This window comes from Streptomyces sp. NPDC004732 (assembly GCF_040609235.1).
In the GTDB taxonomy this organism is placed as follows: Bacteria; Actinomycetota; Actinomycetes; order Streptomycetales; family Streptomycetaceae; genus Streptomyces.
Genome location: NZ_JBEXJR010000015.1, coordinates 97,882 through 114,286, shown reverse-complemented (window position 1 = coordinate 114,286; position 16,405 = coordinate 97,882). Strand labels below are relative to the sequence as shown.

The following is a 16,405-nucleotide window of genomic DNA, read 5'->3' as shown; positions in this document are numbered from 1 at the left end:
CTCACCTGGACGGCCACGGTGATCCCCCACCCGCCCCCGGCTGCAGCCCAACGGGGACGGAGGCCCTCCCCGGGCCCGCTCACCTGGACGGCCACAGTGATCCCCCACCCACCCTCGGCTGCAGCCCGACGAGGTCGGACGGCCCTCCCCGGGCCCGCTCACCTGGACGGTCACGGTGGTCTCCCACCCGCCCCCGGCTGCAGCCCAACGGGGTCGGACGGCCCTCCCCGGGCCCACTCGCCCGGACGGTCACGGTGATCCCCCGCCCGACCGCACCTGCGGCCCGACGGGGTCGGAGGACCTCCCCGAGCCCGCCCGCCTGGACGGCCACGGTGATCTCCCACCCGCCCGCCCCGCCCGCTGCGGGGTTTCCCCACCCACCCGCCCCCCCTTGGGGCGCTGAGGCCCCCCACCCCCCACCCCCACCCTGCCCCTGGCGTGAGGGGGGGCAGCCCCGGCCCCTACCCCCGCTGGACGTCGCAGGGCAAACGGGTGGGTGGGTGGGAAACATCCGCCGCGAAGCGGCGGGCTTGGGGCTCCTACGGCCGCTGGACGTCGCGGGGGGACGCACCCAGAACCGCACCCCGTCCGGAGGACCCCCGCGTGCGGGGAGCGAACACCGCTGCAAAGCTCGTCGCATGCGAGTCGCGCTGGCACAGACCGACTGCGCCCTGGGTGACGTCGGGCAGAACCTGGAGACCGCGCGGGACCACATCGCCCAGGCCGCGAGCCAGGGCGCAGACCTCGTCGTCTTCCCGGAGCTGAGCCTGCACGGCTACCACTTGGGCGGCCTGGAGAAGGACTCGTCGATCACGACGGACGACCCGCGCCTGCTCGCGTTGCAGGACGCCGCGGGCCCGGAAGGACCGGACATCCTCGTGGGCCTCCACGAGCACACCGCCCTGCGTGCGTACAACACCGCGGCGTACTACGCGAACGGCCGCCTCCTGCACGCCCACCGGAAGCTGTACCTCCCCAACTACCTGGCGTGGGAGGAACGCAAGCACGTCAGCCCGGGCCAGCACCTGCGCGCGTACGACCTGCCCGGCGGGCACGGCCGCGCCGCCACCCTCATCTGCAACGACGCGTGGCAGCCGGTGCTCCCGTGGCTCGCCGTGCAGGACGGCGCCGAGGTCATCGTCGTACCGACGAACAGTGCGGCGAGCCTGGACCCCGAGGCCATGGATACCGGTCTGTACTGGGACACACTGCTCTCGTACACCGCCCGCATGCTGCAGTGCTGGGTCGTCTTCGTGAACCGGGTCGGCAACGAGAACGGCGCGACGTTCTGGGGCGGCTCCCGCGTCGTCGACCCGCGCGGCACGGTCGTCGCGCAGGCCCCGAAGTGGGAGCCGGGCCTGGTGACGGTCGACATCGACGTGCACGAGGCGCGTCGCCAGCGCCGCGCCGTACCGCTCGTCGCGGAGGCGCGGCTCGGCATGGTCGACCGAGAGGTGCGCCGCCTGATCGACGAGGGCGGCGACAGCTGAACTCATCCACAGCCTGTGGATGAGTTCAGGGTCTCGCCCGAGGTATCCCCCGACCCCACATACCCTGACCTCATGGAATCGGTGATCGACAGGGCATTCGCGGCGGCGCTGTACGGCGACGGCGACGACGGTCTGGACACCGGAGCGTCCCTTCTGGCGGCCGCCCCCGAGGCGGACGCCGACCTGCGCCGCCGCGGCGAGGAGTACCTGCACCGCGCCTGGCGCCACGGCTGGCAGCCCGCCGACGTGATCCGCCTGGTCCGCCGCGACCTGGACGACCCGCACGTACGCCTGACCGCGGACCTCATCCGCGAGGAGACCGCCCGCTACGCCCACCTCCCGCCCCGCTGGCCCGCCCAGCTCGCGGACCTCGGGCCCACCGGCGAGCCCGCCCGCGCAGGTGACCGCTTCACCCGCGCCACCACCCACCTCCAGCTCTACCGCCTCCTCCTGCGCCTCCCCCCGATCGAACCGGCGGGCCCGCCGCCCGGCGACACCGTCCCCGGCCCGGTCCACGGCGAGCCCCGCACGCTCACCCGTATCCGCGCCCTCCTCGCCAAGGCCGAGGCGACCAACTACCCGGAGGAGGCCGAGGCGCTCACCGCCAAGGCGCAGGAGCTGATGGCGCGGCACTCGCTCGACGAGGCGCTCCTCGCGGCCCGCACCCACGCGAAGGACGTCCCTGGCGCCTGCCGCATCGGCGTGGACGCCCCGTACGAGACGGCGAAGGCGATCCTGCTCGACGCGGTCGCCGCCGCGAACCACTGCCGTGCGGTGTGGAACGAGGCGTACGGCTTCTCGACCGTCGTCGGCTTCGAATCCGACCTGGAGTCGGTCGAACTCCTCCACACCTCCCTCCTGGTACAGGGCACCGCGGCGATGACCAAGGCGGAGGCCGGGCAGCGTGCCGGGGGCCGCAAGCGCACGAAGACGTTCCGGCAGGCGTTCCTGATGGCGTACGCGAACCGCATAGGCGGACGCCTGGCCGAGGCGGGCGAGCACGCGGTGCGGGAGGCGGCGACAGAAGCGGAGAGGGATGCGGCGGGGGAGGCGCGGGACACGGCCGCGCTGCTCCCCGCGCTGGCCGCGCGCGACGTCGCCGTCACCGACCGCGCCGAGCAGATGTTCCCCGAGACGACCACGACGCGGGTGCGGGGCGTGACGGACGCCGAGGGCTGGCACCACGGCACGGCCGCCGCCGACCGCGCCCACGTGACCCCGCGCGGCCGGGGCCCCGCACTGCCCTGAAGGAACACGAGCACCGGCCAACACGCTTCTGCGGAAGGGCAGTTCAACTACCCTGGTACGCACGCCCTGTTGCTGGGCCGGGACCTCGGGGGCCACCGTATGGATCCGTATCTGCTCACTCTGGCGGGCACCGCCGGTACGTCCGTCGTCACCCTTCTGGTGACCGACGGCTGGCAGCAGGCCAAGGACGGCGTGGTGGCGCTCTGGCGCCGCTTCCAGCCGGAGGCGGCCGACGACGTGGACCGCGAGCTGGAGGCTTCGCGCCGCACGGCGTTGGAGGCGGCGGAGGGCGACGGCGGCGGAGTGACCGCCCGCCTGGAGGGCCACTGGTGCGCCAGGGCGATGACGCTTCTTAGCGAACACCCGCAGGCCGCGCAGGAGTTGGAGTCCCTCCTGGCTCGCCTGGCCAGGGAGAACGCCACCCAGCAGGTCGAGGGAGGCATCCACATGCAGGCCCGCGCCACGGGCAACGGCCGCATCTATCAGGCGGCGCGCGACCAGCACATCACCGAGCGGTGACGGAGCGCGAGGAACGACCGGACGATGCCAAGGACGCTGCGCCCGCGCCCCGGGGCAGCGCGTCGGGCCATGGCCAGGTGTACCAGTCCGGCCGGGACCAGCACGTGACCCACGTCCACCTGACGCTGCAGTCCCAGGGCCGGGCCGCGCACGTGGCCAGGGAGCGGGCCGACGTGGTGGTGCAGGTGCTCACCCGTGCCGTGGGCGAGCTGACGGCCCAGTGCGAGGAGTGGAAGCAGCAGGCGCGGCGGGCGAAGGCCGAGGGTAGGGCCGAGGTGCAGGCCGAGTTCGCGCAGCGCGTGCGGGAGGCCGAACTGCGCGTCGTGCAGGCCCAGCGGATGACGCGCGAGGCGGAGGAGGAGCGGATGCGGGCCGAGTCCCTCCTGCGCAAGGCGCAGCAGGAGTTGGCCCAGCAGAAGTTGGCGCGACAGGAGAAGCATGGGGGTGCGGCGGCTGGTGACGATGTTGTGGACGACGTCGCCGGTGTCGCGGGCCGCGGGCGGCAGGAATCGGCGCAGTACGCGCGCCTCTTCGAGCAGGCGGAACACGAGCTGGGAGCGGTACGCAGCGAACTGCGGCAACTGAGCGACCAGATGGGCCACGGAGCCGGGGACCCGGAACCGTTCGTGCTGCCGGGTGATGTGGTGCGGGGGGCCACACCTCGACGGCCTGACTACCCAAGGCCTACGCCCACGCCTCCCCCTATGCCTACCCCTACGCCCCCGCCTCGACGATCCGTGCCCCCGAAGGTCAAGAAGACGCACGGCAGGACGAGCGTCACCATCGGCACGGTGGTGTATCTGGGGGCCGCTCTTCCGCTGGCGGTCGCGGGGTCGGCGCTCAACACGATGTACGCCTCGCGCCCGAAGCCCGCCATCGTATGGATGGCCGCTTTCACGCCGACGGCGGTCGCGCTTGCGGCGATCCTGACGATCCTCATCGTGTTCGCGCTGGCGTTGGTGTTCGACTGGGACAGCGACAGCTACGGGGACGGCCTGGTCGGGCAGGTCCTCCTGGGCACCGCACTGCTGGTGGTGGGGATGGCGCTGGAGCCGGATACCTTCCCCGTCCTCACCCACATCGGCCGCGCCGCCGCGGAGCATCTGGGACCTCTCTGAGTCTCCGGGCGTCCGGCGTCTCCGGGCTCTACTTCAAGAAGTCCGAGCAGACGTAGGGTCCCAACTCCCCGCCCCCCTCCGGGATCACCGTCACCCGCACGTCGTCCGGCCGCGTCCGCCCCCGTTCGTCGAGGACGGCCTGCGCTCGTGCCAGGCTGCACACCAGCTGGCCGGTGCGGTTGCGGTCGTCGAGGGCGGCGGGGTCGAGGGCGAGGTCGGGGGTCCGGACCGTGATCCGGTTGCCCTTTCCCGTGACGTCGAACCGGCCGCTGTCGATCAGCGTGGTGAGTCCCGCCTGTTGTTCCGCCTTCGAGGGGCCCGACATCAACAGCTTGATGACAGCGGCTGGTTCGCGGATCGGCAAGGCGCGGGTCACTCCTTCGAGTCGCCCTGTCTCGGAGACGAAGTAGATCCGCAGGCCCTTGGTGAGCCCGCCCGCCGCCTCGCCCGCGTCCACCACACCGGTGGGCTGCACCCCGCACCCCGCGAGGCCCAGCGCGACGACAGCCAGAGCAAACCCCGTACTTCTTCTACGTAGACGTACGAGAGTCATCGCTCTGCTCCTTCGCCCCGCCGCCACGGCAGCCGCAGCGTGAACACCGCGCCGCCGTCCGGCCTGTTGGCCACTTCGATCGTGCCCCCGTGCAGCCGCGCGTTCTCCAGCGCGATGGCCGTGCCGAGGCCGCTGCCCTCCGACCGCGTCCGCGCGCTGTCCGCCTTGTAGAAGCGGTCGAAGACGTGGGGGAGGACGTCCGGGGCGAGGCCGGGCCCACGGTCGGCGACCTCGACGGTCACCCAGTCGCGATCACCAACGTCACCCGGGCCAACGTCACCCGGGCCAACGTCCGCCGAACCCGCGCCCCCTGAACCCACGCCCCCCGAACCCACGCCCCCCGCCCCCGCAGCCAGCGTCAGCGTCACCGGCTCGCCACCGTGCCGCAGCGCGTTCCCCACGAGGTTGGCGACGGCCACGTCCACGCGGCGCGGGTCGACCACCGCCCGTACGCCGTCCGGGAGCTCGGCCCGTACTCGCCCCGTCCAGCCGCGCAGCGCCAGCGTGTTCCGCACCGTCTCGGCGAGGTCGACCTCGCCGAGGTTGAGGCGTGCCGCGCCGGAGTCGAAGCGGGACATCTCCATCAGGTCGTCGACGAGCCGCGCGAGCCGCGCCGTCTCCGCGCTGACCGTGCGGGCGGCGTGCGCCGCGTCGGGCGGCAGTTGTCCGGCGTCCTCGTCGAGGACCGTGGCGACCATCGTCATCGCGGCGAGCGGCGTGCGCAGCTCGTGCGAGACGTCGGCGACGAACCGCCGCGCCTTCGCTTCCTGCTCCCGCAGCTCGGCGACGGACGTTTCGAGGGCCTCGGCGGTGCGGTTGAAGTCCCTTGCCAGGTCGGCGAGTTCGTCCCGGCCCCGCGGGACCACGACGCGTGAGGCGAGGTCGCCTGCCGCGTGCCGACGCGTCGCGCGTCCCAGTTCCCGCACGGGCCGCAGCACCGTACGGGCGGCGAGCAGCGCGAGCGCGACGGTGAGCAGCAGGACCGGCAGCAGGCCGTCCCGCACGGCGTCGAGGATCCCCGCGGTGTCGTCCTGTTCGGCGCGCAGCGAGCTGATGGCGTAGATGTCGAGCCCGGACGGCGAACCGGAGTCGAAGGTGACGGGCGTGCCGACCACCAGGTAGGGGCTGTCGTGCCGGTCGACCCGCTGGAGGCTCATCCGGTTCCGGGTGCGTACGGCGTCGCGCAGCGAGCCCGAGATCCGCGTCCGGTCGGCCGACGCGTCGGAGGACGCCGTCAGCGTGCGGTACTCGGCGACGACCACCGTGTCCGCGAGCCCCTCGGCGACCCCGACCGCGAAGCGGGTGAGGGAGACCTCGTCGGGCGGCATGGCGAGGTCGGCGGAGGCCTGGTCGACACGGTTCTTGAAGTCGGTGCGCACCGCGTCCTGCTTGCGTTCCAGGACGGCGTTGCGGGACTCGCGGTAGGCGAGCCCGGTGGCGGTGACCGCACTGACCACCGCGACCAGCACGAACGCGACGACGAGCCGCCCCCGCAGCCCGCCCCACGCCTTCCACTTCGCCCTCATACCGGCCCGAACCGATACCCGAAGCCCCGTACCGTCTGTACGAACACCGGCTTGGCCGGCAGGTCCTCGATCTTGGCCCGCAGCCGCCCGACCGCCGCGTCCACGAGCCGCGAGTCCCCGAGGAAGTCGTGCTCCCAGACCGAACGCAGCAGCTGCTCGCGGCTGAACACCTGCCCCGGTGAGGCGGAGAGCTCCAGCAGGACCCGCAGTTCGGTCGGCGGCAGGGCGATGGGCGCGCCGCGCTTGGTGACGGTGAGCCCGGCGCGGTCGATGACGAGCCCGGCGTACGTGTCCTCGCCGGGCCGCACCCGCACCGGCTCCGCCCGCCGCAGCGCCGCCCGGATCCGCGCCTCCAGGACGGGTGCGGTCACGGGTTTGACCACGTAGTCGTCGGCGCCCGCCTCCAGCCCCTGCACGATGTCGCTGTCGTCGCCGCGCGCGGTGAGCATGACGACGGGGATCGTCGACCCGGTGGCGCGGATCCGGCGGCACACCTCGAAGCCGTCCATGCCGGGCAGCATCAGGTCGAGCACGGCGAGTTCGACGTCGTGGCCCGCGGGCCTGGCGAGCAGCGCGAGGGCGTCCTCACCGGTGGCGGCGGTGTCGACGGCGTACCCGTGACGGCGCAGCACGAGCTCCATTCCGTCGCGTACGGACGCGTCGTCCTCGATCAGCAACACATGGGGGACTCGGGGCATGCCGACGATTATGGGCGAGGGTTTGCCCAGTTCAGGACGGGTTGGGGCGGAGATCTCGGCGCCGCGGGGCATTGTTACGTGCTCATCATGTGGCGTTACGCGTCCATCATGCGCCCGTGGAACGACCACCATGTGGCGGCGGCACATTGCCGCCATGACCATGCGCACACACATCCACATCCCGGCCGACGCGCCCGCCGGCCGCCGCCTCCACCGCCTCCGCATCGCGGGCCTCGTCGCCCTCCCCGTCCTGGTGTTCTCGGCGGCCTGCGGGGGAGGCGACGGCGGCGGGGCGAAGGACGCCGGTGTCGCCTCGGTCCCGGACGGGTCCAAGGGGGCGGACAAGAGCAACGGGGGAGAAGAAGGGGGAGACGAAGGGGGAGACGAAGGGGGAGAAGGCGACGGCAGCAAGACCGAGGGCAAGAGCGCCTTCTACGACGCCCAGCTGAAGTACGTCCAGTGCATGCGCGCCAAGGCAGGCGTGAAGGACTTCCCTGACCCGAAACTGAGCGGCTACCTCGACTGGCCCGAGGTCGACAAGGTCGTCGACCCGGAGGGGAACGGCGAGGAGTACAAGGGCGGCAAGAACGGCGTCTGCGTCCCGGAGCTGAGGGCCGCCATGAACCTGGAGCCCGAGCGCGACGCCCAGAAGGACTACGAGTCGATGCTCGCGCACGCCAAGTGCATGCGGGAGAACGGCATGTCGAAGTTCGCCAACCCCACGATGTCCGGCGGCAACGTCATGCCCGGCGGCGAGGCGAACCCCACGGACCCGTCGATGGACCGTGACTCGCCCGCGTACAAGGCGGCTCGGGAGGCCTGCAAGGGCAAGCTCCTTGAGGGCCTGGACGGCATGCAGTGATGCGACGCCGTACGGGATTCCTGGCCGGTGCGGCCGTGCTGGCCGCCGCCGCGGTCGGGGCGGGCGTTCTTGTCGTCTCGGGGGAGGGGGCGGGCACCGGGAGCGGGCGGGCCGGACTGCCGTCCGCCACCGCCACGGTGACCCGCACCGACCTCGTGAAGTCCGAGACCGTCGACGGGAAGATCGACTTCGCGGGGCGGCGTGCCGTGAAGTCGCCCGTCGAGGGGACGGTCACGGTCGCCGCGCGGGAGGGCGCGACGGTCGCGCGCGGCCAGGCCCTCTACGAACGGGACGACGAACCGGTGACCCTTCTGTACGGGCCCGTCCCGGCGTTCCGCGAGATGAAGGCGGGGGACCGCGGCAGCGACGTGCTCCAGCTGGAGCGCAATCTGGCCGCCCTCGGTTTCGGGGCGGGCCTCTACGTAGACCCGCGTTTCGACGCGGCGACCGAGGCCGCCGTCAAGCGGTGGCAGAAGTCCCTCAACCGCACGCCGACGGGCCGGGTCGGCAAGGGAGACGTGGTCTTCCAGCCCGATCAGGTGAAGGTGGTCTCGGCGGACGCGGCGCTCGCGGACCCGGTCGGCCCGGACGGCCCTGTCCTCACCGTCGCATCGACGAAGCCCGTCGTCCGGGCCGTGCTCGACGAGTCCGACGCGTCGCTGACCGCGCGGGGCACGAAGGTCGAGGTCACGCTGCCCAGCGGCAGGACGGAGCCGGGCCGGGTCACGGGCACGGCGAGACCGGAGGAGCAGGAGGGGGCCGAGGGCGGCGGGTCCGCCGAGGGCATCACGGTCGAGGTGACGCTGGACGGCGGCCGGTCGGTGGCGGCGGGCGAGGACGCCAGGGCCACGGCGAACGTGAGGTTCGTGAGCGAGTCCCGCAAGAACGTGCTCACGGTCCCGGTCGAGGCGGTGGTGGCCCTGCGCGGCGCGGACGGCGGCTACGGCCTCCAGACGGTCCGCGACGGCACGTCGCGCATGGTGCGGGTGACGACGGGCATGACCGCCGACGGCAGGATCGAGGTCAGCGGCTCCGGTATCGCGGAGGGCACGAAGGTCGGGGTGGCGAAGCCATGACCGGGAACCCGATCTCCAGTACCCCCCTCGTCGAACTCCGGGACGTCACCAAGTCGTACGCCGGTGGTGTGCACGCCCTGCGCGGTGTGAGCCTCACCGTCCGCCCGGGCGAGCTCCTCGCGATCGTCGGTCCTTCGGGCTCCGGCAAGTCGACGATGCTGAACGTCATCGGCACGCTCGACAAGCCCACGTCCGGCACCGTCCGCGTCGCGGGCCATGACGTGAGCGCGCTCACCGACGCCCGGCTCTCGGCCCTGCGCGCCCGCCACATCGGCTTCGTCTTCCAGCACTTCCACCTCGCGGCAGGGCGCGACGCGGTCGACAACGTCGCGGACGGACTCCTGTATGCGGGAGTGCCCCTCAAGGAGAGGCGCACCCGCGCCCGCGCGGCGCTCGAACGCGTCCGCCTGGGGCACCGCCTCGGCCACCGGCCCGGCGAACTGTCCGGCGGCGAGAAGCAGCGCGTGGCGATCGCCCGCGCGCTCGTGGGCGAGCCGTCCCTCCTCCTTGCGGATGAGCCGACGGGCGCCCTGGACACCGTGTCCGGCGCGATCGTGCTGGAGCTGCTCCACGAGCTCAACGCGACCGGCACGACGATCTGCGTGATCACGCACGACCACGACATCGCCGACGCCCTCCCACGCCGCGTCCGCTTCAGGGACGGCGAGATCATCCCGGGGCCGGATTCCGCTCCTAACCCGAACCCGGCCGCACAAGTGAGGGGGACGGGCCGATGACAAAGATGGCAAGGAAGGCGAAGAAGGCAAAGAAGGACGCTCCCCACTCCTTGAAGCCCGCCCGCCTCTCGCCCGGAGACGTCCTGCGCGTCGGCGCGGCAGGCCTGCGCGCCCGCCGCACCCGGGTCGTCCTCTCCGCGCTCGGCATCGCCATCGGTATCGCCACGATGGTCGCGGTCGTCGGCCTCTCCCAGTCCAGCAAGTCGGACCTGATGGCGAAGCTCGACCGGCTCGGCACGAACCTCCTCACCGCGGAGGCGGGCAAGGACGCGACGGGCAACGACGTACCGCTCCCCAAGTCCGCCGTGGCGATGGTGGAGCGCATCGGCCCGGTCCGGCACGCCACGGCGACGGGGAACGTCGACGCCCGCATCCGCCGCAGCGACGTGGTCCCCGAGGAACGGACCGCGGGCGTGACGACGCAGGCGGCCCGCACCGACCTCCTGTCGGCGCTCAACGCACGAGTGGGAACGGGCAGATGGCTGGACGGCGTCTCCGAAAGGCTTCCCGTCACCGTTCTCGGCTCGGTGGCGGCGGACCGCCTGGGCGTCACGGCTCCCGGCGAGAAGATCATGATGGGCGACGAGTACGTGGTCGTCATCGGCATCCTGGAGCCCGTCGAGCTGGTCCCGACCCTGGACCGCGTCGCGATGGTCGGCTTCCCCGCGGCCGAGAAGTACTTCGGCTTCGACGGGCATCCGTCCATGATCTTCGAGCGGTCGCCCGACCACACGGTCGAGGACGTACGGGAGGTGCTGGCCCGCACGGTCAGCCCCGGCGACGAGGGCTCGGTGAAGGTCTCCCGTCCCTCGGACGCGCTGGCCGCGAAGGCGGCGACGGACGAGGGCCTGACGGCCCTGATGCTGGGTCTCGGCGCGGTGGCGCTCCTGGTCGGCGGGGTCGGGGTCGCCAACACGATGGTGATCTCGGTCCTGGAGCGCCGCGCGGAGATCGGCCTGCGCCGCGCGCTGGGCGCCACGAAGGGAGCGATCCGGCTGCAGTTCCTGACGGAGTCCCTGCTGCTGTCGGCGCTGGGCGGCGCGACGGGCGCACTGCTGGGCGCGGCGGCGACGTACGCCTTCGCCCTGGCCCGGCACTGGACCCCGGTGGTTCCGCCCTGGTCCCTGACGGCGGGCTTCGCGGCGACGCTGGTCATCGGCATGGTGGCGGGGCTCTACCCCGCCGTCAGGGCGGCGCGTCTCCATCCGACGGTGGCACTGAACGTGACGTGACCCCGACGCCCGCCCCACGCCCCGTGTTGCCCTATATGCCCCGTATCATCACAGAGTGACCTGGCTCCGCGCGCTGAAAGAGACAGCTCGCTCGGGCCTGACCGTCGAGCGCAAACGTCTGGAACCCCTGGTGGCCCTGCGCGGCGCCGCCGGCCTCGCCGTCATCATCGGCGTCAGCCTCACGCTGTTCGGTCCCGCGGTGGCGGCGAGCTCCGCGTTCGGCGCGTTCCAGGCGGCCATCGCCACGTTCCAGCGCAGCTGGCGGCCCCGCCCGGAGCTGGCCCTGGCCTCCGGCACCAGCCTCGCCGTCTCCACCTTCCTCGGCTACCTCACCGGCTCCCACCTGCTCCTCTTCCTCGCACTGCTCTGTCTGTGGACCTTCCTGGCGGGGCTGAGCTGGGCGGCGGGCCCCACGGTCGGCATCATCGCGTCGTCCAACGTCGCGATCATGCTGGTGACGGTCACGATCCCCACGTCGGTCGCGGCGGCGGCGGGCCACGCGGCGATGATGATCGTCGGCGGCTGTGTGCAGGCGGCGCTGGTGATCCTCTTTCCGGTACGCAGATGGGGCGCCCACCGGGATGCCCTGGCCGACGCGTTGGCGGCCGAGGCGGACTACGCGCGGCGGCTCCGCCACGACCCGGTGGCCGCCTTCGACCCCGAACCCCTGATGGCGGCGCGCGACGCGGCGACGATCACCGCGCGCCAGGCCCGCACCCGCCCCGCGGAGCTGCACGGGGCGCGGGGCGTCGCCGAACGGATCCGCCCGGTCCTGGCCTCGCTTGCGGACCCGGCGGTCGGCGTACCGGAGGAGGGCAGGGAGCGGGACAGGGCCCGGGAACTCCTGGGCGCGGCGGGCGCGGTCCTGGACGCGGCGGCGCGGGCGATCCGGCACGGCGAACCGGTCAAGATCCCCCCGGCGGCGCTGGGCGCGCTGAAGACCCCGGACACGGGGGCGATCCTCACGGGCCCGGCGTACCGGGCGGCGACCCGCCTGGTCGCACTCCTGAAGGACGTCCTGGAGACAGCAGGCAACACCAGCACCAGCAGCAACCCAGGCGCCAGCACCGGCACCAACCCAGGCACCAGCACCAACTCCGGCACCAACTCCGGCACCAACTCCGGCGCCAGCACCGGCACCAGCACCAACCTCGGCACCAGCACCAACCCGGGCACCAGCACCACCCCCGGCACCAACCTCAACCCCGGCACCAGCCCCCACCCCGCCCAGCCCAACACCCAGTCCGACACCCAGCCCGTCCCCCTCCTCCGGCCCACCCTCTTCGCGCTGGCTCCTGCCGCTCTCCGGGCCGTTCGGGCCGACTTCCGGCATGACTCGCCGGTCACCCGGCACGCGATCCGCGTCACCGCGGTGGCCGCCGCGGGGTACCTGCTCGGGCACTGGCTGCCCCTGGGGCACGGCTACTGGGCCCCCATGGCCTCGGTCATGGTGATGCGCCCGGACTTCTCCCAGACGTACTCCCGCGCGGTCGCCCGTTTCGGCGGCACCCTCGTCGGCGTCGCACTCGCCACGGGCCTCGTCCAGCTGGCCCACCCCGGCACGGGGCTGTCCGCCGCGCTCGCCGTGCTCTGCGCCGGGATGATGTACCTGCTGATGCGCACGGGCCAGGTGGCGGCCCAGGCCTGCGTGGCCGCGTACGTCGTGTTCCTGCTCGGCATGGGCGGCCAGCAGTGGACGCAGACCGTCCCGGAGCGCGTGGTCCTGACCCTGCTCGGCGGCGTCCTCGCGATGATCGCGTACGCGCTCTACCCCGCCTGGGAGACCCCGCGCCTGCGCACCCGCCTGGCCGACTGGCTGGTCGCCGACGGCCGTTACGCCGCCGCGGTCGTCGACCGCTACGCCCACCCCGCGGGCAAGGCCTGCCCCGACGTGCGCGAGGCCCTGCTCGCCGCTCGCGACGCCCGCGTCGCCTGGCAGGACGCCCTGAACCGGGCCAAGGACGAGCCGGTACGCCACCGCGGCCTCTCCCGCGCCGCGGCCGCCGACGCGGAGGAGGTGCTCGCCCAACTGGGCCGCGTCGCCATGCTGATGGAGGCGCATCTGCCCGAGCGCGGCGACACCCCCGTGCCCGCGGCGGCCCGTCTTGCCGAGGCGCTGCGCAAGTCGACGGAGCAGGGCGCGAAGGCGCTGCGCGAACGCCGGGTGCCCAAGTGGGAGGCGGTCCGCACGGCTCTGGACGAGTGGGACGGCGAGGGTGTCCCCGACCGGGTGGTCCGCAGGGGGGCGGGCCTGCTCCTGGAGACCCTCGACGAACTGTCCGACGCCCTGGACACCGCGCCTCCGCCGATGCTGGTGGACGGCTCGGCCACGAAGCGGCAGGACGCCGACGGGCCGCGGAACCCGGAGGGTCCCACGGCCCGTTGAAGCCCGGCCGGGCAAGTGGCGCGCGGCGTCAGAACCCCCGCAGTCGTGTCAGAGCCGCCGCAGTCGGGTCAGAACCGCCGCGGCCGCGTCAGGACTGCGGAGCCGCCGTCGGCAGCCCCTCGGGCAGCTTGGTGCCCTCCGTCTTCAGGAACTCGTCCTTGTCCCCGCCTTCCCAGGCGACCTTCATCGACTTGCCGTTCACGGACTCGACCCGGCCCGTCGTGCGGTCCGAAGTGCCCTTCGGGCACTTGAGGGTGATCACCTGCGAGCCCGTCGCGTCACCCGCGGTGCCGTTGCACAGCACGTCCTCGCCCAGCAGCGTCGCCGTCTTCCCGGTGACGGCGAGGGCCAGCGGCTTCCCGTCGGCCGTGGTGACCCACGTACCTTCCAGGCTGCCGCCCTTGGCACCCGAACCACCGTCCGAGCCGTCCGAGCCGTCCGAACCGTCCGAACCACCGGACGAGCTCGACCCGGAGGAGTCGGCGGAGTCGGAGGTGCCAGAGGAGCCGCGGTCCTTCTTGCCGCCGCCCCCGCCCCCGTCCCCGTCGCTCCCGCAACCGCTCAGAACGAGCGCGGCGGCAAGACCCGCCACCGCGGTACCGACACGGACACTACGGACGTACGTACGCACGTGCACTCCCCCTAGCCAAAGCGATATCAGCGACATCAGCGGCATGAGCGATGTCAGCGACGCTGCCGGTGGTCACGACCCGGCCAAATCGCGCGCCAAGCTACCAGGAGGACTTGCGCACTCCGGGGAGATGTCCGGCGTGCGCTTGCTCACGCAGCTTCACCCTCGACAGCCCGAACGCCCCCACGTATCCGCGCGGGCGCCCGTCGACGCTGTCCCGGTTCCGCACCCGCGTCGCGCTTGCGTCACGCGGCTGACGCGCCAACTCCCGTTGCGCGGCGAGCCGTTCGGCGTCCCCCGTACCGGGCTTGCGGATGAGCTCCTTGAGCTCGGCACGCCTCGCGGCATACCGCGCGACGATTACGCGCCGCCGCTCGTTCATGGCGATCTTGCTCTTCTTGGCCATCAGATCCTCACCCCACGCGCACGGATCCTGGCGACGGCCGCCTCGATCCCGATGCTGTCGACGGTCTTGATCCCCTTCGTGCTGAGCCGCAGCCGCACGTACCGGCCCTCGCTCGGCAGCCAGTACCGCTTGCGCTGGACGTTGGGGTCGAAGCGGCGGGACGTCCGCCGGTGGGAGTGGGAGATGTTGTTGCCGAAGCGGGGTTCCGCGCCGGTCAGCTGGCAGTGGGCGGACAAGGTGACGCACCTCTCGGTCGATCGGTGATGGACTCTATTGAAAACGAGAGTCATTTTCATATACTAGCCCCATGGCCCGCAACGAACTCCGCCCCGTCATCAAGCTCCGCTCGACGGCGGGAACCGGCTACACCTACGTCACCCGCAAGAACCGCCGTAACAACCCCGACCGCCTCACCATCCGCAAGTACGACCCGATGGCCCGACGCCACGTCGACTTCCGAGAGGAGCGCTGACCGCCATGCGCAAGGACACCCACCCCCCGTACGGCCCCGTCGTCTTCCGCGACAAGGCCGCCGGATTCGCCTTCCTCACCCGCTCGACGGCGGTGGCGAACGCGACCGGCGGCAGGACGATCGAGTGGGAGGACGGCCGTACCTACCCCGTCGTCGACGTCGAGGTCTCGTCCGCGAGCCACCCCTTCTACACGGGCACGTCCCGCGTGATGGACACGGCGGGCCGCGTCGAGCGCTTCGAGCGCCGGTTCGGCAAGCGCTGATGGCGCGCCCGGACGGCGAACAGCCCGCGCGGCACCGCATGGACGTCGTGATCGTCGGCGGCCTCCATGCGGTCGCCCGCAGGGCGGCCGTCGACGACCTCCTCGCCACCGTCCCCGACAGCGTGGCCCTCCACCACGACCTGTCGACCGCCGTGCGCGGCACCGTGGTCCGCACCGTCCGCGACACCACCGGCGTGCTCTCCGCCGGCGACGCGCTCCTGGTCAACGACTGTGCGTGCTGCGCACTCCGCGAGGACCTGGTGCCCGAGCTCGCCCGCCTCGCGGACGCGGGCCTCACCCGGCTCGCGGTCGTCGAGCTGTGGGACTCGGTCGAGCCCAAGGCGATGGCCGAGGTGGTCGCCGCGCACGCCGGTGACGCCCTCGTGCTCAGCGGCGTCGTCACGGCGGTCGACCCGGCCCTCCTCCTGCCCTGCCTCGGCAACGGCGACGACCTCATGGACGCCGGACTCGCCGCCGCCCCCAGCGATCAGCGCACCGTCGCGGACACCTGGGCGCGCCAGCTGGAGTACGCGCCGGTGCTCGCCGTCGCCGACTCCGCGGAGGCCGACGACGAGGACCGGGCCCTCCTTGCCCAACTCCACCCGACGGCCCGCCAGGTGCCGGTCGGGAGCGGGGAGCTCGCGGCGGCCGCGCTCGCCGGGTTCGACGTCGAGGCCGCCGCCGCGGCGCAGCATCCCGCCTGCGCGCTGTTGCCCGCCGAGGCCGACGCGTGCGGGGTCGCGACCTTCGTATGGCGTCGGGAGCGGCCGTTCCACCCGGAGCGTCTCTACGACGCCCTGGAGGACCTGACCTGCGCGGCCGCCCGCAGCCGGGGCCGGTTCTGGCTGGCCGACCACCCGGACACGCTGCTCGGGTGGGACGCGGCGGGCGGCGCGCTCTGTGTCGAGAGCGCCGGGCCGTGGCTGGCCTCGCTGCCGGACGCCGCGTGGGAGATGGTCCCCGCGATGCGCCGCGCGGCCGCCGCCCTGGACTGGCATCCGGAACACGGCGACCGCTGCAACCACCTGGTCTTCACCTCGCCGGGGCTGGACCGCGACGGGCTCGAACAGGTCCTGGAGTCCTGCTTGCTGACGGACGAGGAGTACGCCGCCGGGCGCGACGCCTGGAAACACCTGCCCCCTGCCTTCGACACCCTCCTGGAGGTCTGACCCTTGTCCCCGCGCAACT

Annotated in this window: 18 protein-coding genes; 12 read left to right on the top strand and 6 right to left on the bottom strand. The window is 72.9% G+C overall.

Annotation, left to right across the window (positions count from 1 at the left end; genetic code table 11):
* The first annotated feature begins 638 nt into the window (after nucleotides 1-638).
* The 4 genes from ABZV77_RS35495 (at nucleotide 639) to ABZV77_RS35480 (ending at nucleotide 4,375) form a co-directional block, all read left to right on the top strand.
* The gene (locus ABZV77_RS35495) at nucleotides 639-1,490 is read left to right on the top strand and encodes a nitrilase-related carbon-nitrogen hydrolase (RefSeq protein WP_356266259.1); all 852 of its coding nucleotides are present in this window, start codon (nucleotides 639-641) and stop codon (nucleotides 1,488-1,490) included.
* Nucleotides 1,491-1,562: 72 nt separating this feature from the next.
* Nucleotides 1,563-2,738 carry a DUF2786 domain-containing protein gene (locus ABZV77_RS35490; RefSeq protein WP_356266257.1) on the top strand — a complete coding sequence of 392 codons (1,176 nt, stop codon included), beginning with the start codon at nucleotides 1,563-1,565 and terminating at the stop codon, nucleotides 2,736-2,738.
* A 99-nt stretch (nucleotides 2,739-2,837) separates the two neighbouring features.
* Nucleotides 2,838-3,257: a hypothetical protein gene (locus ABZV77_RS35485; RefSeq protein WP_356266256.1), complete on the top strand. Its 420-nt coding sequence runs from the start codon at nucleotides 2,838-2,840 to the stop codon at nucleotides 3,255-3,257.
* Complete coding sequence (locus ABZV77_RS35480) at nucleotides 3,254-4,375, top strand: hypothetical protein (RefSeq protein ID WP_356266254.1); 1,122 nt, start codon at nucleotides 3,254-3,256, stop codon at nucleotides 4,373-4,375. Before ABZV77_RS35485 ends, ABZV77_RS35480 begins: the two co-directional genes overlap by 4 nt.
* Nucleotides 4,376-4,403: 28 nt before the next feature.
* Here ABZV77_RS35480 and ABZV77_RS35475 read toward each other — a convergent pair whose 3' ends face one another.
* The 3 genes from ABZV77_RS35475 to ABZV77_RS35465 are packed head-to-tail and all read right to left on the bottom strand — an operon-like array spanning nucleotide 4,404 to nucleotide 7,152.
* Nucleotides 4,404-4,928, bottom strand: coding sequence for a hypothetical protein (locus ABZV77_RS35475; protein WP_356266252.1), 525 nt, complete (start codon nucleotides 4,926-4,928; stop codon nucleotides 4,404-4,406).
* Entirely contained in the window at nucleotides 4,925-6,454 is a 1,530-nt protein-coding gene (locus ABZV77_RS35470; protein WP_356266250.1) for a HAMP domain-containing sensor histidine kinase, read from the bottom strand. Before ABZV77_RS35470 ends, ABZV77_RS35475 begins: the two co-directional genes overlap by 4 nt.
* Entirely contained in the window at nucleotides 6,451-7,152 is a 702-nt protein-coding gene (locus ABZV77_RS35465; RefSeq protein ID WP_356266248.1) for a response regulator transcription factor, read from the bottom strand. Before ABZV77_RS35465 ends, ABZV77_RS35470 begins: the two co-directional genes overlap by 4 nt.
* 154 nt (nucleotides 7,153-7,306) lie before the next feature.
* Between ABZV77_RS35465 and ABZV77_RS35460 the strand changes: the two genes are divergently transcribed.
* Genes ABZV77_RS35460 through ABZV77_RS35440 form a run of 5 tightly spaced genes read left to right on the top strand, consistent with a single transcriptional unit; the run spans nucleotide 7,307 to nucleotide 13,445 of the window.
* A complete protein-coding gene (locus ABZV77_RS35460; RefSeq protein ID WP_356266246.1) occupies nucleotides 7,307-8,014 on the top strand; it encodes a hypothetical protein in 708 nt (235 codons plus the stop codon).
* Nucleotides 8,014-9,090: a peptidoglycan-binding domain-containing protein gene (locus tag ABZV77_RS35455; protein ID WP_356266244.1), complete on the top strand. Its 1,077-nt coding sequence runs from the start codon at nucleotides 8,014-8,016 to the stop codon at nucleotides 9,088-9,090. The genes ABZV77_RS35460 and ABZV77_RS35455 overlap by 1 nt, the downstream gene beginning before the upstream one ends.
* Entirely contained in the window at nucleotides 9,087-9,827 is a 741-nt protein-coding gene (locus tag ABZV77_RS35450; protein WP_356266242.1) for an ABC transporter ATP-binding protein, read from the top strand. Before ABZV77_RS35455 ends, ABZV77_RS35450 begins: the two co-directional genes overlap by 4 nt.
* Complete coding sequence (locus ABZV77_RS35445) at nucleotides 9,824-11,059, top strand: ABC transporter permease (protein ID WP_356266240.1); 1,236 nt, start codon at nucleotides 9,824-9,826, stop codon at nucleotides 11,057-11,059. The genes ABZV77_RS35450 and ABZV77_RS35445 overlap by 4 nt, the downstream gene beginning before the upstream one ends.
* Before the next feature lie 55 nt (nucleotides 11,060-11,114).
* Entirely contained in the window at nucleotides 11,115-13,445 is a 2,331-nt protein-coding gene (locus ABZV77_RS35440; RefSeq protein WP_356266238.1) for an FUSC family protein, read from the top strand.
* Between the two features lie 88 nt (nucleotides 13,446-13,533).
* Here ABZV77_RS35440 and ABZV77_RS35435 read toward each other — a convergent pair whose 3' ends face one another.
* From ABZV77_RS35435 to rpmB, 3 genes are all read right to left on the bottom strand, one after another.
* Nucleotides 13,534-14,037 (bottom strand): hypothetical protein, encoded by a 504-nt coding sequence (locus tag ABZV77_RS35435; protein ID WP_356266237.1) that lies wholly within the window; start codon nucleotides 14,035-14,037, stop codon nucleotides 13,534-13,536.
* A 139-nt stretch (nucleotides 14,038-14,176) separates the two neighbouring features.
* Nucleotides 14,177-14,482, bottom strand: coding sequence for a 30S ribosomal protein S14 (gene rpsN / locus ABZV77_RS35430; RefSeq protein ID WP_356266235.1), 306 nt, complete (start codon nucleotides 14,480-14,482; stop codon nucleotides 14,177-14,179).
* The gene (gene rpmB, locus ABZV77_RS35425; protein WP_055568530.1) at nucleotides 14,482-14,718 is read right to left on the bottom strand and encodes a 50S ribosomal protein L28; all 237 of its coding nucleotides are present in this window, start codon (nucleotides 14,716-14,718) and stop codon (nucleotides 14,482-14,484) included. Before rpmB ends, rpsN begins: the two co-directional genes overlap by 1 nt.
* 71 nt (nucleotides 14,719-14,789) lie before the next feature.
* Here rpmB and rpmG point away from each other — a divergent pair, with 71 nt between their 5' ends.
* Genes rpmG through ABZV77_RS35410 form a run of 3 tightly spaced genes read left to right on the top strand, consistent with a single transcriptional unit; the run spans nucleotide 14,790 to nucleotide 16,386 of the window.
* On the top strand, nucleotides 14,790-14,954 hold the full coding sequence (gene rpmG / locus ABZV77_RS35420) for a 50S ribosomal protein L33 (RefSeq protein ID WP_150170539.1): 165 nt from the start codon (nucleotides 14,790-14,792) through the stop codon (nucleotides 14,952-14,954).
* Nucleotides 14,955-14,959: 5 nt separating this feature from the next.
* Nucleotides 14,960-15,217 carry a type B 50S ribosomal protein L31 gene (locus ABZV77_RS35415; RefSeq protein ID WP_356266232.1) on the top strand — a complete coding sequence of 86 codons (258 nt, stop codon included), beginning with the start codon at nucleotides 14,960-14,962 and terminating at the stop codon, nucleotides 15,215-15,217.
* Complete coding sequence (locus tag ABZV77_RS35410) at nucleotides 15,217-16,386, top strand: GTP-binding protein (protein WP_356266231.1); 1,170 nt, start codon at nucleotides 15,217-15,219, stop codon at nucleotides 16,384-16,386. The genes ABZV77_RS35415 and ABZV77_RS35410 overlap by 1 nt, the downstream gene beginning before the upstream one ends.
* Nucleotides 16,387-16,405 lie beyond the last annotated feature (19 nt).

Excerpts from the sequence above, each read along its gene's own strand:
- ABZV77_RS35495 (WP_356266259.1), top strand. The coding sequence starts at position 639 with ATGCGAGTCGCGCTGGCACAGACCGACTGCGCCCTGGGTGACGTCGGG.
- ABZV77_RS35490 (WP_356266257.1), top strand. The coding sequence starts at position 1,563 with ATGGAATCGGTGATCGACAGGGCATTCGCGGCGGCGCTGTACGGCGAC.
- ABZV77_RS35485 (WP_356266256.1), top strand. The coding sequence starts at position 2,838 with ATGGATCCGTATCTGCTCACTCTGGCGGGCACCGCCGGTACGTCCGTC.
- ABZV77_RS35475 (WP_356266252.1), bottom strand. The coding sequence starts at position 4,928 with ATGACTCTCGTACGTCTACGTAGAAGAAGTACGGGGTTTGCTCTGGCT.
- ABZV77_RS35470 (WP_356266250.1), bottom strand. The coding sequence starts at position 6,454 with ATGAGGGCGAAGTGGAAGGCGTGGGGCGGGCTGCGGGGGCGGCTCGTC.
- ABZV77_RS35465 (WP_356266248.1), bottom strand. The coding sequence starts at position 7,152 with ATGCCCCGAGTCCCCCATGTGTTGCTGATCGAGGACGACGCGTCCGTA.
- ABZV77_RS35460 (WP_356266246.1), top strand. The coding sequence starts at position 7,307 with ATGACCATGCGCACACACATCCACATCCCGGCCGACGCGCCCGCCGGC.
- ABZV77_RS35455 (WP_356266244.1), top strand. The coding sequence starts at position 8,014 with ATGCGACGCCGTACGGGATTCCTGGCCGGTGCGGCCGTGCTGGCCGCC.
- ABZV77_RS35450 (WP_356266242.1), top strand. The coding sequence starts at position 9,087 with ATGACCGGGAACCCGATCTCCAGTACCCCCCTCGTCGAACTCCGGGAC.
- ABZV77_RS35445 (WP_356266240.1), top strand. The coding sequence starts at position 9,824 with ATGACAAAGATGGCAAGGAAGGCGAAGAAGGCAAAGAAGGACGCTCCC.
- rpsN (WP_356266235.1), bottom strand. The coding sequence starts at position 14,482 with ATGGCCAAGAAGAGCAAGATCGCCATGAACGAGCGGCGGCGCGTAATC.
- rpmG (WP_150170539.1), top strand. The coding sequence starts at position 14,790 with ATGGCCCGCAACGAACTCCGCCCCGTCATCAAGCTCCGCTCGACGGCG.
- ABZV77_RS35415 (WP_356266232.1), top strand. The coding sequence starts at position 14,960 with ATGCGCAAGGACACCCACCCCCCGTACGGCCCCGTCGTCTTCCGCGAC.
- ABZV77_RS35410 (WP_356266231.1), top strand. The coding sequence starts at position 15,217 with ATGGCGCGCCCGGACGGCGAACAGCCCGCGCGGCACCGCATGGACGTC.